This is a genomic window from Brevibacillus sp. Leaf182, from assembly GCF_001423865.2.
Taxonomy (GTDB): Bacteria; Bacillota; Bacilli; order Brevibacillales; family Brevibacillaceae; genus Brevibacillus; species Brevibacillus brevis_C.
In genome coordinates, this window is the sequence record NZ_LMPN02000015.1 from 345,199 (window position 1) to 360,582 (window position 15,384).

At 49.6% G+C, this 15,384-nt stretch carries 16 protein-coding genes; 5 read left to right on the plus strand and 11 right to left on the minus strand.

Going from position 1 to position 15,384, the window contains the following annotated elements; translation table 11 throughout:
• Positions 1-2: 2 nt before the first annotated feature.
• From ASG16_RS04545 to eutL, 7 genes are read right to left on the minus strand one after another with little or no spacing between them, the layout of a single operon-like run.
• Positions 3-290, minus strand: a complete 288-nt coding sequence (locus ASG16_RS04545) for a EutN/CcmL family microcompartment protein (protein WP_007720099.1) — start codon at positions 288-290, stop codon at positions 3-5.
• A gap of 4 nt (positions 291-294) precedes the next feature.
• Complete coding sequence (locus ASG16_RS04550) at positions 295-1,122, minus strand: hypothetical protein (RefSeq protein ID WP_056489232.1); 828 nt, start codon at positions 1,120-1,122, stop codon at positions 295-297.
• 15 nt (positions 1,123-1,137) lie between these two features.
• The gene (gene pduL, locus ASG16_RS04555) at positions 1,138-1,914 is read right to left on the minus strand and encodes a phosphate propanoyltransferase (protein ID WP_048035224.1); all 777 of its coding nucleotides are present in this window, start codon (positions 1,912-1,914) and stop codon (positions 1,138-1,140) included.
• A gap of 9 nt (positions 1,915-1,923) precedes the next feature.
• Positions 1,924-2,211: an ethanolamine utilization microcompartment protein EutM gene (eutM, locus tag ASG16_RS04560; protein WP_047069988.1), complete on the minus strand. Its 288-nt coding sequence runs from the start codon at positions 2,209-2,211 to the stop codon at positions 1,924-1,926.
• Positions 2,212-2,260: 49 nt separating this feature from the next.
• Entirely contained in the window at positions 2,261-3,754 is a 1,494-nt protein-coding gene (locus tag ASG16_RS04565; protein WP_056489230.1) for an acetaldehyde dehydrogenase (acetylating), read from the minus strand.
• Positions 3,754-4,239 carry a BMC domain-containing protein gene (locus ASG16_RS31585; protein ID WP_056489228.1) on the minus strand — a complete coding sequence of 162 codons (486 nt, stop codon included), beginning with the start codon at positions 4,237-4,239 and terminating at the stop codon, positions 3,754-3,756. Before ASG16_RS31585 ends, ASG16_RS04565 begins: the two co-directional genes overlap by 1 nt.
• A 35-nt stretch (positions 4,240-4,274) precedes the next feature.
• Complete coding sequence (eutL, locus tag ASG16_RS04575) at positions 4,275-4,925, minus strand: ethanolamine utilization microcompartment protein EutL (RefSeq protein WP_056489226.1); 651 nt, start codon at positions 4,923-4,925, stop codon at positions 4,275-4,277.
• 333 nt (positions 4,926-5,258) lie between these two features.
• Here eutL and ASG16_RS04580 point away from each other — a divergent pair, with 333 nt between their 5' ends.
• The 3 genes from ASG16_RS04580 (at position 5,259) to ASG16_RS04590 (ending at position 8,188) form a co-directional block, all read left to right on the plus strand.
• Entirely contained in the window at positions 5,259-5,759 is a 501-nt protein-coding gene (locus tag ASG16_RS04580; RefSeq protein WP_056489224.1) for a hypothetical protein, read from the plus strand.
• A gap of 205 nt (positions 5,760-5,964) precedes the next feature.
• A complete protein-coding gene (locus ASG16_RS04585) occupies positions 5,965-6,642 on the plus strand; it encodes a response regulator transcription factor (RefSeq protein WP_056489222.1) in 678 nt (225 codons plus the stop codon).
• Entirely contained in the window at positions 6,632-8,188 is a 1,557-nt protein-coding gene (locus ASG16_RS04590) for a HAMP domain-containing sensor histidine kinase (protein ID WP_056489220.1), read from the plus strand. The genes ASG16_RS04585 and ASG16_RS04590 overlap by 11 nt, the downstream gene beginning before the upstream one ends.
• A gap of 46 nt (positions 8,189-8,234) precedes the next feature.
• Here the strand turns inward: ASG16_RS04590 and ASG16_RS04595 are convergent, their stop codons facing one another.
• Entirely contained in the window at positions 8,235-9,131 is an 897-nt protein-coding gene (locus ASG16_RS04595; protein WP_056489218.1) for a LysR family transcriptional regulator, read from the minus strand.
• Positions 9,132-9,259: 128 nt separating this feature from the next.
• On the opposite strand from ASG16_RS04595, the gene ASG16_RS04600 reads away from it, so the two are divergent.
• The gene (locus ASG16_RS04600; RefSeq protein ID WP_056489216.1) at positions 9,260-10,327 is read left to right on the plus strand and encodes a YeiH family protein; all 1,068 of its coding nucleotides are present in this window, start codon (positions 9,260-9,262) and stop codon (positions 10,325-10,327) included.
• Between the two features lie 135 nt (positions 10,328-10,462).
• Entirely contained in the window at positions 10,463-12,139 is a 1,677-nt protein-coding gene (locus tag ASG16_RS04605; RefSeq protein ID WP_056489214.1) for a sulfatase family protein, read from the plus strand.
• 67 nt (positions 12,140-12,206) lie between these two features.
• Here the strand turns inward: ASG16_RS04605 and ASG16_RS04610 are convergent, their stop codons facing one another.
• From ASG16_RS04610 to ASG16_RS04620, 3 genes are read right to left on the minus strand one after another with little or no spacing between them, the layout of a single operon-like run.
• Positions 12,207-12,464 carry an HPr family phosphocarrier protein gene (locus ASG16_RS04610; protein ID WP_056489213.1) on the minus strand — a complete coding sequence of 86 codons (258 nt, stop codon included), beginning with the start codon at positions 12,462-12,464 and terminating at the stop codon, positions 12,207-12,209.
• An 18-nt stretch (positions 12,465-12,482) separates the two neighbouring features.
• On the minus strand, positions 12,483-14,204 hold the full coding sequence (gene ptsP, locus ASG16_RS04615; RefSeq protein WP_056489211.1) for a phosphoenolpyruvate--protein phosphotransferase: 1,722 nt from the start codon (positions 14,202-14,204) through the stop codon (positions 12,483-12,485).
• 17 nt (positions 14,205-14,221) lie between these two features.
• Positions 14,222-15,382 (minus strand): mannitol-1-phosphate 5-dehydrogenase, encoded by a 1,161-nt coding sequence (locus tag ASG16_RS04620; protein WP_056489209.1) that lies wholly within the window; start codon positions 15,380-15,382, stop codon positions 14,222-14,224.
• Positions 15,383-15,384: the final 2 nt, after the last annotated feature.

Genomic DNA, 15,384 nt, shown 5'->3' on the forward strand with positions numbered 1-15,384 from the left:
TCCTATTCCTCTCTTCCTGCGGCACCCGGCACCTCAAACGAATCTACGATGCCTACGATGATCGCATCGATCGGCACACTGGTGCCGGAGAAAAGGATTCGGGCAGGCGTCCCACGAGAGACGATAACCTGCTCCCCGATTCCCGCACCGATCCTGTCCGCTGCGATAACGGTTTGTCCGCCTTCTTCGCCACGCCAATCAATCGGCTGAACCACCATGAGCTTGAGATTTTCCATACCTGCTTCTTTTTGCGTGGCCCAGACGCTGCCGATCACTTTTCCCAAAAACATGCGATCACCCTTTTCCTAAATAGCTGACCGTAATGCCGCGTTCTCTCATGCTGTCATAAGCAAGCGGAGAAACAATTGCACCTTTTTTCACGATCAAAGTCGTATCGCGAAGCTCAGGCTGAGATCTGATCCAATCCGCTGTCAACAGCTTCCCGGAAAAGACGGCTTCTTGCTCATCCAAAGGAGTCAATGTTGGTTGTTCTGTCTTGGTAGTCGTCTCCACTTTTTGCAACTGAGACTTCAGCTTGGAAACCACGCGATCAGCCAGACGGCGTTGCTCCGCAAACTCCACACCCAGCTCTTTCATGCTCTCAACGTGACGGTTGAACAGCTTTTCATAAGCAGGTGTCAGGGTCAATGTTTGCAGGGTACGACGGTCTGCGCGCTTGATTCCTGGCACATCGGAACCAGCGATGACGAATTTGCCTGTCACCAACGCGGAAAAGACGATTTCCGCTTTGATTGTTCCTTTTAGACCGGAAGCAATTCTCGCTGCATTATCCAAATCGATTTCAGGAATCACGATACCGACATAATCTTTCGGCACTTCCAACGGGGCAGGAGCGTACTCATCTGCGGTAAGAATTTTGCCTGCTCCCCCACATTCGATCTTGTGCATTCCCAGCCAAGAAGAGGTTTCTCCGTCCAGGAAGAGAATGTCATGGCAGATCCCGTGGTTTTTCAGTTGGATAAAATGATCCTGAAACGCCTCATGAGCCTGGCTGTCGCAAAAAACGTACAGGACACGAGGCGCTCTGCTGCTTTGCTTTTCTGTATTCATCGATTGCAAAATTTCTTTTGTAATCGACGCCACCATTTCTCTGATGTCCATCAAGCTCAACCTCCGTTAGCCGGAGTAAAATTGCCCGTTCTTGCCGATCACTTTTACCCGGTCGCCCGTTTTCAAATTAGCGGCATTTCCTTCATCCGTATCAACGTGGAAATCAAGTGCAAACTGCGGATGTACACGAACGACTACATCTGGATAGATGATAGGACGATCGCTTTGCGTTGCCAGGATCAGCGTATCGCCATCCTTCACTTGATATTGCTCGGCATCTGCTGGGGACATATGAACGTGGCTCTTCGCTACGATTACGCCTTTGTCCATTACAACAGTCCCTTTTGCCGTTACAAGTACCATACCTGGTGTTCCTTCAATATCCCCAGACATACGCACAGGTGCATGAACACCTACTGCAAAGCCGTCTGTTCTGGAAATTTCCACTTGTGTCGCGCCACGAGCTGGCCCCAAAACGCGAACCCCGTGGATGCTGCCTTTTGGTCCCACGATGGTGACTGTTTCTTGGCAAGCAAACTGGCCCGGTTGCGACAAATCACGCATTGGCGTCAATTGATGTCCGGCTCCGAAAAGCTTCTCGACATCTGCTTGCGACAAATGAATGTGACGGTTCGATACGCCCAAAGGAATTTCTCGCACTGCTTCGGCAGCTTGATTGGTGGAAGGCTGCTGGTTCTGATCAACTTGTTTCACTTGAATCCCTCTTCCTTTCAAGAAATCTGCCGCTGCTGGTGTTATTTTATCCCCTTTCTCAACGAGAAAGGGGTTTGGGATACCTGACTTATGCATCGCTCTCAAGGATGCTTCTGTAATCACTGCCATCGGGATTTATTACCCTTCGAGTTTAGGCAGGATCAATTCAATGTCTCCATGAGGGCGTGGGATTACGTGTACAGATACGAGCTCTCCTACTTTTTCAGCAGCAGCGGCACCTGCGTCTGTGGAAGCTTTTACTGCACCTACGTCACCACGTACCATAACAGTTACGAGACCGCCACCTACGTGTACTTTACCAATCAGTTTTACGTTTGCTGCTTTTACCATTGCGTCAGCAGCTTCAACTGCTCCGATCAAACCTTTTGTTTCTACCATTCCCAATGCGGACATTTCTCCAGCCATTTTTGTATCCTCCTTAATTATATCTCCAAGATTTTAGTGTTTTACGACATTAAGACGTCATTTCTGTTAACACGGATTTGATGATGTTCTTGATCTCATCACGGCTCAAGCCAACGTTCATGGAAGAGACAGCTTGTAGAACAGCTTCCTCCGCTTGTGTCGCAGGAGCTTGTGGTGCTGGCGTTGATTGTGGCATTTCTTTGATACCAAATGCAACACGCTTGATGTTGAACATGTGCTTCGCACCGATGTTATCGGAAGTGATGTTGCCCCCTAAAGAACCGCATCCAAGTGTGAACGCTGGTTGTACGCCAGTCGTTGCACCAATTCCTCCGAAGGTCGTACCGGTATTTACCGGAATTCTGGATGCTGGCATTGCTTGACCATACGCTGCGATGACATTGTCATCCTGGGCGTGAATACCCGCTGTATGTCCAAGACCACCATGCTCCAGCAATTCGCGGCAACGAGCAAACGCTTCGCTGTCGCCTTGAACAGTGTAGAGGGCAAGGACCGGAGCCAGTTTTTCAACGGACATCGGATATGCTTTACCTACATGGTTCTCCTCCGCAACCAGGACACGCGTATCAGCAGGGATAGTAATACCCGCCATTTGAGCGATCACATGCGGGGAGCGGCCAACGATCTTCGCGTTCAGCGAGCCGTTAATCGTGACGATGGCAGCTACCTTTTCCTTTTCTTGCTCGTTCAGGAAGTAGGCGCCTTCACGCTTCAGAGCAGCAATCAATTGGTGTTTGGTGGATTCCTCCACTACCAATGCTTGCTCAGAAGCGCAGATCGTACCATAGTCAAACGTTTTGCTCTGTACGATGCGCTTGGCAGCAGCAGCAAAATCCGCACTGTGGTGGATGTAGACCGGAACGTTACCAGGTCCCACACCATAAGCAGGCTTGCCGGAGCTGTATGCCGCACGTACCATCGGTGTTCCGCCAGTCGCGAGAATCAAATTGGTCAGCTTGTGCTTCATCAGCTCGTTTGTCGCTGGAAGCGTAGGCTTGGTAACGCAATGGATCAAACCTTCTGGTGCTCCAGCCGCTACTGCCGCCTGTGCCATCAGTCGCGCTGCTTCCAGCGTGCACTTGGCTGCCGACGGATGCGGGCTGAAGACAATCGCATTTCTCGCCTTAAGGGAGACCATCGATTTATAGATAACCGTGGACGTCGGATTGGTGGAAGGCACGATACCAGCTACGATTCCGAATGGCTGCGCTACTTCCCATACCTTGTTCTCTTCGTCCTTACGGATGATGCCAACCGTTTTAACATCTTTCACAGATGCATACACATCTTGAGCAGCAAACAGGTTTTTCATCCGTTTGTCCGGGATGTTACCAAAGCCTGTTTCTTCTACAGCCATTGCTGCCAGTCGATCTGCATGCTCCACGCCCGCCTTGGACATGGCTTCGATGATTCTGTCGACTTGTTCTTGGCTGTAAGTAGCGAACTTGGCCTGTGCTTCCTTCGCTTGTGCGAGGTAGGTACGCACTTCCTGTATGGAATACAGATCAGCGTCGAGTGTCATTAGGCTTTGTCACCTCCGCCTTGTTTCTCTTCCAACAGACGAATGAGGTCTTCTTTCTTCGCCATGTTGATTTCGTTCGTTGTCAGCGGGAAGTCCGCATACGAACGCGCCATTTTGCGCAGATCATTGATAGACTGATCTTGCAATTTGGTCGCTGGCACTTGGGCCGGCTCTGCCTTACCCTCTTCTTTTGCTTCTGGTTTCAGCAGGTTTTTAAGCATTTTGGGTACATTTTCGTCAGGACGTGGAATAACGTGTGAGTGCAGCAATGTTCCGACACGTCTCGCAGCTTCAGCACCAGCATCTACTGCTGACTGTACGGAGGAGACATCTCCGATTACATACACGGTAACGATCCCTGCGTCCGCGCCTTCATAAGAGACGACTTTGACGTCAGCCGCTTTGGCAGCAGCATCTGCGGCAGCAATGAGAGCAGGCAAGCCCAATGTCTCGATCATGCCGAGTGAATATGACGTAGCGCGCATTTACATTACCTCCCCTTCAAGAGGGAATATCCCTATTATCGTTTGACAGGCTGTTGGGCGACACTTCTTACGGCATCGGCAAAAGCATCGGCGGCTGCCGTGCATGCCGACTGGCTGCCAGTGAGTAGCGCTCCCCCAAAGTTCGTTTCTGTCGGTGGACCAAAAAATTGAACCATTTCTACATCTGCAGCCTTGAGGGCGGCATCAATACCATACATGGCCTCTAGCGGTGGTGCGATCAAGTAGGCAAGCGGTTCACCTTCTCTGATACCCGCCAGTTGGGACAAATAGCTGCCCGTCCGCGACACAACATGGGCGTAATACGCATGCGTCCCTTCATCATTCAAAGAGTAAAAGCATGCTCCGCTTTCCATAAATGCAACGGCTGCATCCAGTCCGCTCTGCACCTCCGATGGCGTCACGCCTCCGATCATCCCGATGAACTCGCCGGACAACGGTCCAGACGCATGGCCTGAGCCTGCATAAAACGACTTGGCATACACAACTTCTACCGCTGCCTTTTTGGTCGCTTCATCAATGGCCGTATACCCCACATCGTCAATCGTGGAGGTCAAAAGACCCAGACTTCGGATATGAGAAGGCAGGTTCAGCTTCTCCGCAAATTGAGGATCGACATTGGGAATCAGTCGGATCGCAAGCGGCGTCGCTCGAATTGGTTTTTCCATGCGTGTCACTCCTTTCAAGACAACTTCCCTTTTCAAAAGCAAAAAAAGGTGCCTAAACACGAAAAAATAAGATCCGTGTTCAAGGGCACCTTTGCCTTTTGATTATTCACTTGTGGGTAGAAGATTTCACGCGATTTACGTGCTCTTTTACCTGTCTCTAATGTAGAACAAGGTAGGGAAAAATGCAAGCGTTTTCGGCATTCCGTCACTTTTCCATATTCCGGTCATATTACGGACACACACCCCCATTAAATTTGTGTTGTAGCCGAGACGGGCAAACCCCGCAAGCAAGGCTCACCACAATCTAAAGACCCCCCAAGGAGGAATTTCACAATGAAAAAGAAAATGGCAATGACAGTTATGGCTCTGGCAGTATCCGCAATGGCAGGTTCCGCATTTGCGGCAAATGAACCAGCGAAAACGACTGGTTCTTCTGCTCCACTGAAAATGGTGAACACAGATGGTACAGAGGCTCTTCTAAAACCAATTATTAGCCTGGAGCAAATGGCAAAGGAAAAAGGCATCTCCGTAGAAGACTTGATCGAGCAGCTTAAAAAAGAAGGCACGCTGGCAATGATTGCTTCCACGACAACTATCAATCCGGAAGAAGTAGCAAAAGAAAAAGGCATCTCTGTGGAAGAGTTGATCAAGCAGCTTGAAAAAGAAGGCACGATCGCCACTGGTGAAGCAGCTTCCTTTATTCACCCTTCAATCAGTTTGGAGCAAATGGCAAAAGAAATGGGCATCTCCGTGGAAGAGTTGATCAAACAGCTCGAAAAAGAAGGCAAGATCACAAAAGGTACAACAGTCTCAGTACCTGCCATCAAAAAATAAGCGTTGCCTTTCAAGCACACACAAAAACCTCTAGCAGGAAACTGCCAGAGGTTTAGTTATGCCCTTCGCCATTTAACGGACACATAACTCCATTATGCTAAACAACTGAAACAAGAACTTTCTACAAATGATGTCAGTCGAATTGATGTCCATCATTGCTATGATAAGTACAAATTGGCTTGAGATAGATAGGAGGTGTTTCTTCGTGAAACGAATTCTGCTCATTGAGGATGAAATGCCGATTGCCCGGCTTGTCCACGTCTACCTGGAACGGGCGGGCTATGAGGTAAAATGGAATGAGGGTGATCACGAGGCAATCCCGACTTTTTTCTCCTGGAAACCCGATCTTGTCCTGCTTGACCTGATGCTGCCCGATCATGACGGCTTGGATATACTCGACCAGATTCGCCAATACGGCAGTTGCCCTGTCATTATCATCACGGCGCGCGGTACCGTGCCAGACAAGCTCCAAGGGCTGGCACAAGGTGCAGATGACTATATTGCCAAGCCATTTGATCCAGAAGAAGTGCTCGCCCGTGTACAAGCTGTGCTCCGCCGTTCCTCTTATCTCTCAGAAGCGGATACGATCAGGCTCGGCACGCTTTCGATAGATGTTTCGGCACAGAATGCTTTGATCGGGAAAGCTCCCCTTTCCTTAATGCCACGGGATTGGCAGCTACTCGTTTTTCTGGCGCGACATCCCAACCAATGCTTTAGCCGAGATCAATTACTGGATCAAGTGTGGGGAATGGATTTTGAAGGAGGGGATCGTTCTGTGGATACCGCTGTGAAACGTTTGCGTAAAAGCTTGTTGCCTTGGCCGACTTCCGAAGGGGAGATTAGCACGATCAGAGGAATGGGGTACAGCCTGCGTGTTTACTAAACGATTTTCTGACAACAGGACTGCCGTGCCGCTCTTGCGTTACTGGACGTGGCGCTATGCCTTAATTTTATCAGTCATTCTTTTTGGTATTGGCTTTTTTGGCATCTATTGGATTAACAAAGCAGCTACAGAACAACAGTTTCAAGTATTGGAAGCAAGAACAGAGTTGCTCGCTGATTCGTATACCAAGGTGTTGCTTGCCAAGGACACCTCGACTTCTTCTGTAAAGATAGAGGATTTGGCACAAACAACTGTTGGTATCTCCAATCAGGCTATCACTACTGTGACTGGCCCTACGTCTCCGACTATTCCTGACACCGCAACACCCGCAGCCAATACCGCTATGATCGCATCTCGAGTCATGCCAACTGTCCCAATCGATCACGTGGTACAGATTTACGATGATGCGGGCAAGACGTTCAAGAAGGAAATGGTGAGTCAGACGACGACCGCTACCATTGCGCAGTTACCTCCCCCTGCCCAACCGGTGGACAAAACGAAAGAAATACGGGAGGTTGTTGCCACAAAGGGAGCCACCTGGCTGCGTGTGGGTGTCCCTTACTATGAACACAATACAGTCGCAGGCACCTATTACGTCAGTACCCCCCTTAACAATGATTTGGTTCACACTTATATCACGATCATGGTTTCTATCGGAATCATCACTTTGTGCGGTTGGGCCATCGTCTATGTACTCTCTCGCTCGTTAACACAGCCCTTGCGGCAGTTGGCAATTGCGGCAGAGCAAATATCCAGCGGGAATTATACACCTACCTTGCCCAATTCCTCCAAAATCAAAGAGGCAGAAATCAGCCAGCTGGTCCATTCATTTGACGAAATGGCCAAACGACTTGGACAACTAGAGCGGATGCGCACCGACCTTTTGGCTGGTGTTTCCCATGAGCTGCGTACCCCTGTCACCTCGATCCGCGGGATGATTCAAGCTGTCAAAGACGGCGTCGTAAAAGGTACTGATGCGGATGAATTCTTGCAAATCTGCATGGACGAAGCCAAGCGACTCCAGACAATGGTCAATGACCTGCTCGATTTTTCCTCTATGGAAGCAGGTGAAGTTTTCGTCGAGAAGCAATCCATACAGATCGACAGCACATTGGATCAGATAGTCGCACAGGTACAAGCCTTGCCCTCATTTGCAGACATATCTGTTACAGTTAATCCGACTAGACAAGATACCGTATGGATCGGCGATGAATCACACGTCAAACAAATTTTGCTCAATTTATTGGGGAACAGCGCTTCCGCAAATGCAACGCAAATCAACATCGACGTCCATAATCAGGGTGACTTCCTCTCCATCGATATAACCGACAACGGAAAGGGAATTCCTGAGTCAGAGGTTCCCTTCATTTTCGAACGGTACTATCGCGGAGATAGCAAACGCAAAAAGAAGCAAGGCCTGGGGCTGGGCTTGACGATCTCCCGCCTATTGGCAAAGGCACATGGTGGAAATGTCGAATTGGTTCAGACTTCTCCAGAAGGAACAACCTTTCGTCTTACTCTCGCCCATCCAGACTCGTCTGCATGAAAATGAACAGAGGAAGCAGCACCGATGAATCGTGCCGCTTCCTCTGTTACGTATGGGCACCCTCCGGCACATGTGTACGGATAAGATCCATGAAGATGTCCAATGCTTTGGTATGAAACTCGTCTGATTTCGTGACGAGCGAAAAATCACGGGTAACCGGCGTCCCCGTCACCTTCAATGTACAGAGCGTGCCGAGCCTGCGTTCTTTGCGGATAGCCCAATAAGACAGTAAGCTAATTCCCAGACCAGCCTCCACTGATTCCTTGATCACCTGTGTGCTACCGAACTCCATTCGTTTTTGCGGTGTGAATTGCAGTTGGCGAAACATTTTTTCTGCCGCTTCCCTCGTGCCTGACCCTTCTTCCCGCACAATCCACGTTTCCTTCATCAATTCGTCAATACTGACCTCCGTTTGCCCGGCCAATCGATGCTCTGGAGAAGCAATCAAATACATGCGATCATCAGCAAACGGCTCTACGCACATTTTTTCGTCCACATACTCCCCCTCAACAATCCCGACATCGAGTTGTCGCTTCGCCACCAGCTCAGCAATGACTGTGGAATTGTGAATCGTAATCGTGGGGGTAATCATTGGGTAATACTGACGGAGACGGGCAATGACATGAGGCAACACATACTCTCCATATGTGTAGCTGGCGCCAATCGTCAAATGCCCGCTTGGTGTATTCATCAAATCATCCACGAGGCTCTGCATCCGCGTGTACAAGCCCAAGATCTCCCGAGCGTGATGATAGACAATCTCCCCCGCTTTATTCAAGCGAACATATTTGTTGCTTCGCTCCAGGAGCTTTGTCCCTATCGTGCGCTCGAGCGCATGAATATACTGACTAACGGCAGGCTGCGTCATATGTAGCTCTTCTGCAGCTCGGGAAAAGTTCTGTCTGTCTGCAACGGTCACGAACACAAGCAAATGCTGATCCAACTGCCTTCACTCTCCTATCCACCACTTACCATTCATTTCACTTATGATGATCATCGCAATGATTTATTTTTCTTATTATAACAGTTGCCGTATGCTGAGTTTGTAAAACTTTTCGAGGAGTGATGGCAATGGCAACTCCGATCAAAAACAGTGTGCCATTGAATGAAAGCAATGCCAGCGTACAGCCCGCAAAAACCAAAGAAAGCACCCCTGCATCCTTCTCGCTGTGGATAGCTGGAATCGCTTTTACTTTTTTCATCGCCCTGACAGGCTACGGCTTAGCAAAAATACCCGGCTTTCAACAAGTTGGCCCCCTCGCCTGTTCGATCCTGATCGCGGTCGCATACCGGCATTTTCGTGGATATCCGGAAGCATTGCGATCAGGGATTCAATTTTCTGCCAAACGTTTACTGCGTCTTGCTATCATTCTGTACGGCCTAAAGCTCAATATCGACGTCGTATTGAATGAAGGTCTCGGGCTTCTCGTCTATGACGCTGGTGTTATCATTTTTTCCATCGCGGTTACGATGCTGATAGCCAAGTGGCTGAAAGCAGACTCTTCCCTCTCCCTCATGCTCGGAGTCGGTACAGGGGTCTGTGGAGCAGCGGCAATTGCTGCCGTCTCGCCTATCGTTGCTGCCAAGGATGAAGATACAGCCATCGGGGTAGGAATGATTGCCCTCGTCGGAACCCTATTTGCTATTGCCTACACGATCCTGCGTCCATTCCTCCCCCTGTCCGCGGTCGAATACGGCATGTGGTCAGGAATTAGTCTGCACGAGATTGCGCATGTCGCGTTAGCTGCTGCTCCCGCGGGTCAAGATGGGCTAGCGATTGCATTGCTGGCAAAATTGGGGCGTGTGTTGCTGTTGGTTCCGCTCTGTTTTATCCTGATGATTTGGATGAAACGCTCCGGGAAATTACAAAGTGGCACCAAGATCGAATTCCCTTGGTTCCTGATCGGATTCCTCGCCATGAGTGTATTGGGAAGCTACGTTCTCGGAACATCCATTCCTGTCTCAGAAGCGTTCCATAATGGTGTCGCCAGTGTCACAACCTTCGTGCTCACCATGGCCATGGTCGGGCTCGGCCTGAACGTAAATCTGCGTGCACTGCGTACAAAAGCGGCGCGCCCACTGATTGCCATGAGTATTACCTCCATTCTTTTGTCAGTACTCTCCTTTGTATTGGTATAAAAAGCTGTGGATAACCGAATATCCGAATTCAACTTCGCCGATTTCTTGATCATCGGCGATTTTTTTGTGAATAAGGACAAACTTTATCCCCATATGTTGATAAAGATGTGTACATCTTTGCCGAGGGGGATCTATATGTCGAGAAAATGGTTGAGGAGACGACCGAACATCTTATTCATCATTGTGGATCAGGAACGATTCCCCCCTGTTTATGAAGAGCATGCGATACGTGAATGGAGCGAGGATACACTCCACGCTCATGCTTTTTTACGAGAGCATGGGTTGGAATTCAAGCGTCATTACGTTGGCTCCACAGCCTGTTGCCCCAGCAGAGCTACCTTGTTCACCGGACAGTACCCCTCTTTGCACGGCGTCACCCAGACCAGCGGTGCCGCTAAACACTCTGCCGACAGCGACATGTTCTGGCTCGATCGCAATACCGTCCCGACGATGGGAAATTATTTTCGTCAAGCGGGCTATCGGTGTTTCTATAAAGGCAAGTGGCATATATCCGATGCCGACATCTGGGTACCGGGCACCCACTTTCCTATCCCCAGCTATATCCCTGTAACGGGAGTTCCTGATCCAGATAAAGAGCGCTTATACTTGCTTGCCGATCGGCTGGACGGCTATGGCTTCTCCAGTTGGATCGGGCCTGAACCGCATGGAATAGCGCCGCATAACTCCGGTTCGTCCGCAGCCATCGGAGTAAATGGTCGTGATGTGGTATACAGCAGCGAAGTCATCGAGCTGCTCCATGCATTAGACCAGGAGAAAGGCTTCGTTGAAGGCTACCAGCCTTGGCTGATCGTGGCGTCTTTCGTCAATCCACATGATATCGCCATCTATGGGGATATCTCTGCGAGCACACCGTTTTTTCGCTTCCATGTGGATAAGTTTGTTCCCACTGTTGCCCCGCCCCCTACTCAGCACGAATCACTTGCGACAAAGCCGCGCTGCCAAGCGAGTTATCGGGAGGTATATCCACAAGCATTCCAGCCCATTTCGGACCAAGCCCATTATCGAAGACTGTACTATCAGCTCCAGAAAAACGCCGATCGGGAAGTCATGCGTGTTCTTGAAGCCCTCGTCGCAAGCTCGTTTTATCCCGAAACACTGGTCGTGTTCACATCCGATCACGGCGAATTGTTGGGTGCCCACGGCAATCTGCATCAAAAATGGTACTGTACCTATGAAGAGGCAATTCACGTTCCCCTCATTATCCACAACCCACTCCTTTTTCCACACGCAATCTCTACAGAACTATTAACCAGTCATGTGGATATTCTTCCGACACTGCTCGGTATTTCTGGAGTAGACACAGATAGGCTTGGTGAGGAGCTGACCTATACACATAGCGAGGTACAACCGCTTGTTGGTCGTGATCTTACTCCCCTCATCTTGTCTCACGATACGGAATCTATCTCCAGCGAGCCGATCTATTTCATGACGGACGACGATGTAACGAAAGGACAACATCAAGTTAGCGTGCAACACCAGCCCTATGACTCTGTCATTCCTCCGAATCGGATAGAAACGGTCCTCGCCTACCTGTATTCCGCCGGGCACAGCACTTTATGGAAATACTCCCGCTATTTTGCCGAGGATGTATACAACCCCACGATGACTGATTTCGAATTGTACAATCTCACAACCGATCCTTTGGAAACAAGGAATTTGGTAATCCCCCTCTACAAAACCACACACTCGGAGCGCATCCGCCTGAAAATGGAGCTGCTTTTAGAAGAACAACGAGCCCAAAAGCGACTGACCCCCTTTTCGTATCCTTTTGCACACCTTCTGTCTACGTGAACTTTCCCGGAACAACAGAAAAAACCCCTCAAATTCGAGGGGCTTTTCGTCTTTCCTTTTCTCTTCCCTATTCCTGTTCAGTCAATGCTTTTTCCAATGCTGTCATCGCTTCTTGTTCATCTACGCCATCCGTGATCAGGGTAATTTCTTCCCCTTTTCCAATGGCTGCTGCCATAATGCCCATGATGCTCTTGCCATTTACATTTTTCTCATTCTTGATGATTTTAATTTCGCTGGAAAAAGATGTGGCCACCTTCACAAAGTTCGCAGCAGGACGTGCATGCAGGCCGTGCGCCAATTGAACCACTATTTTTTTCTCTACCATTCTGTTATGCCTCCTTTTCTACACTCTCTCAAGCCATTCCTTCACGAACGCCTCTACTTGCGCAGACGTGCTCATCTGTAAAATCGTATCAATCTGCTTCGCTGCGTCCTCCACACTCAAACGACTCAACTGTTGACGCGCAGGCAATATGCTCCCTGCACTCATACTAAATTCATCCAGACCCATTCCCAACAGAATCGGGATCGCGATTGGATCGCCCGCCATCTCCCCGCACATACCGACCCATTTGTTCTGCGCGTGCCCTGCTTTTATGACGTTGTGCAGCAAGCGCAAAACGGCAGGGTGATAAGGCTGATAGAGATAAGCGACCTTCTCGTTCATACGGTCGGCTGCCATTGTGTATTGTATTAAATCATTGGTTCCAATGCTGAAAAAGTCAACTTCGCGTGCAAATTGATCGGCCATTAGCGCCGCAGCAGGGATCTCAATCATGATACCCACTTCGATCTGATCGGATACTGCTATTCCGCGATTGACCAAAGATTTTTTCTCTTCCTCCAAAATTGCTTTCGCCTGGCGGAACTCCTCCAGTGTCGCAATCATCGGAAACATGATTTTCAGATTGCCGTGTACACTTGCGCGCAATAGAGCACGCAACTGGGTACGAAACAGTTCTTGGTTATCGAGACACAACCGGATGGCGCGATGTCCAAGAAACGGGTTCATTTCTTCTGGCAAAGTCAAGTAAGAGAGATGCTTGTCTCCGCCAATGTCCAAAGTACGAATAACCACCGGGCGGTCACCCATATGCTCTAGCACGTGCTTGTACGCGAGGTATTGTTCCTCTTCCGTCGGAAAATCATTGCGTCCCATGTACAGAAACTCCGTGCGGAACAGCCCGACACCTTCAGCACCATTGGCGATTGCCCCAGCAACATCTTCAGGGCTTCCGATATTGGCGGCAAGCTCGATATGATGATTGTCCACCGTGACCGTTTTATTGTTCACTAGCTTCGCCAGTTCGACTTTTTGCGCTTCGTAATCAGCCTGCTTGCGTTTGTAGACAGCAATTTCCTCTTCACTCGGGTCAATAATCGCGATCCCTTCATGCCCATCGAGAATAACGAGTGTCGCGGGCTGAACTGCACGAGTGATCCCTTGTGTTCCGACAACAGCAGGAATCTCCAGAGAACGTGCCATAATCGCAGAATGCGAGGTTCGTCCCCCAATGTCTGTGACGAAGCCTTTGACATAGCGGCGATCTAATTGAGCCGTATCGGAAGGCGTCAAATCATCCGCTACAATGATCACTTCCTCTGTCAGCTCCCCGAGTCCTGCAAACGGTACCCCGAGCAAGTAAGAAAGTACACGTTTGGTCACGTCACGAATATCTGCTGCTCTCTCCCGCATGTATTCGTTGTCCATTTGCTCGAAAAGTCCGATGAATGCTTGTGCGACATCATTCAAGGCACTTTCAGCGTTTGTCTTTTCGTTTGTGATTTTATCTTTGACGGTATCGACCAGTTCCGGGTCTTCCAAGACGAGCAGGTGAGCTTTGAAAATGTCTGCATGATCCGTTCCCATCTCCCACTCCACGCGCAGAACGATGTCCTCCAAATCATTTTTTGCTCGAGCCAACGCCTCTTGAAAGCGTTGGATTTCATTCGCCGGATCTTCAATCGCTACGGTATTGATCTGTAAATCGGGCGTTGTCAGTAAAAACGCCTTGCCAATGGCTATACCTGTTGAAGCTTTTACACCTGTGATCTTTTGGGACATCGTAACACCAGCCTCTCTCAATGGCTACCTGACCATTCCTTCAATCTGCGTGCCTGTTCACGCACGATCTCCTCAAGTGGATGACCTGCCGGAATGCCGGTACAATTGTGTAATGTATTTTCCCATCCAAACTCTTTCAGGCTTGCTTGTATCCGTGCGGACTCCGTATCCTCGGGATAGTCGAATGCCAGTGCCGCAGCAATTGCCAGACCTAAATACTCTGGATTCATTCCTTTTTCCATGCATTGTAGTGCTGGTCCGACCAAACGATCTTGCTGCGATAGCTTGCGGATCGGCGAACGTGCCACCCTGACAATATCGTCAGACAACAATGGGTTGGTGTATCTGCCGAGGATTTTTTCTACATACTGTCCATGAACTTGCGGGTCAAATCCGTACTTGGCAGCAAGCAGTACACCTGTCTCCTGAAGAGCCCCACATGTCGCCTGAACGATCCGGTCGTCTCGCATCGCTTCATCAATCGTTTTCATCCCCAACTGATACCCCAGGTACGCGATGACCGCATGACCTGTGTTAACGGTAAACAGCTTTCTTTCGATGTACGGTGCAAGATCCTCCACATAGGTAACGCCCTCAATGGACGGGACTTCTCCAACCATCTGCGACGAATCTACCACCCATTCGAAAAACGGTTCCACCATAACCAGAAGCTTGTCATCATGCTGCTGCAAAGGAACAATCCGATCTACGGCTGCATTGGGGAATCCGATCCATTGTGCTGCCTCGGCCTGAACCGATTCCGTCAGATGCCCATACACATGCTCCTTCAGCTTCTCACTGCCGCCAATCATGTTTTCGCATGCAATCACATTGAGTGGTTTCGCATGAACAGAAAGTCTCCGGGTAATGCCGGCTGCGATGGCCCCTGCAATATGCGGAAGAATGTTGGGACCAACTGCCGTCGTAACCAAATCGGCAGTTGCGATCGCTTCAGCTACCGCCGCTACATCCTGACCATTTATCGCTCGAACTCCTTCCACGACCGACTCCGGTTTTCCTGTTGTTGCTAGTTGCACGCGATACATTTTTCGCTCATTCAGCTCATCGACCAAAGCCGCATTGACATCCACAAACGCAATTTCATAGCCAGCCTTTTGCAACAGTTGTCCAATAAAGCCTCGCCCAATATTACCTGCTCCAAAATGTACAGCTAGCATAG

Excerpts from the sequence above, each read along its gene's own strand:
- ASG16_RS04545 (WP_007720099.1), bottom strand. The coding sequence starts at position 290 with ATGTTTTTGGGAAAAGTGATCGGCAGCGTCTGGGCCACGCAAAAAGAA.
- ASG16_RS04550 (WP_056489232.1), bottom strand. The coding sequence starts at position 1,122 with ATGGACATCAGAGAAATGGTGGCGTCGATTACAAAAGAAATTTTGCAA.
- pduL (WP_048035224.1), bottom strand. The coding sequence starts at position 1,914 with ATGGCAGTGATTACAGAAGCATCCTTGAGAGCGATGCATAAGTCAGGT.
- eutM (WP_047069988.1), bottom strand. The coding sequence starts at position 2,211 with ATGGCTGGAGAAATGTCCGCATTGGGAATGGTAGAAACAAAAGGTTTG.
- ASG16_RS04565 (WP_056489230.1), bottom strand. The coding sequence starts at position 3,754 with ATGACACTCGACGCTGATCTGTATTCCATACAGGAAGTGCGTACCTAC.
- ASG16_RS31585 (WP_056489228.1), bottom strand. The coding sequence starts at position 4,239 with ATGCGCGCTACGTCATATTCACTCGGCATGATCGAGACATTGGGCTTG.
- eutL (WP_056489226.1), bottom strand. The coding sequence starts at position 4,925 with ATGGAAAAACCAATTCGAGCGACGCCGCTTGCGATCCGACTGATTCCC.
- ASG16_RS04580 (WP_056489224.1), top strand. The coding sequence starts at position 5,259 with ATGAAAAAGAAAATGGCAATGACAGTTATGGCTCTGGCAGTATCCGCA.
- ASG16_RS04600 (WP_056489216.1), top strand. The coding sequence starts at position 9,260 with ATGGCAACTCCGATCAAAAACAGTGTGCCATTGAATGAAAGCAATGCC.
- ASG16_RS04605 (WP_056489214.1), top strand. The coding sequence starts at position 10,463 with ATGTCGAGAAAATGGTTGAGGAGACGACCGAACATCTTATTCATCATT.
- ASG16_RS04610 (WP_056489213.1), bottom strand. The coding sequence starts at position 12,464 with ATGGTAGAGAAAAAAATAGTGGTTCAATTGGCGCACGGCCTGCATGCA.
- ptsP (WP_056489211.1), bottom strand. The coding sequence starts at position 14,204 with ATGTCCCAAAAGATCACAGGTGTAAAAGCTTCAACAGGTATAGCCATT.
- ASG16_RS04620 (WP_056489209.1), bottom strand. The coding sequence starts at position 15,382 with ATGCTAGCTGTACATTTTGGAGCAGGTAATATTGGGCGAGGCTTTATT.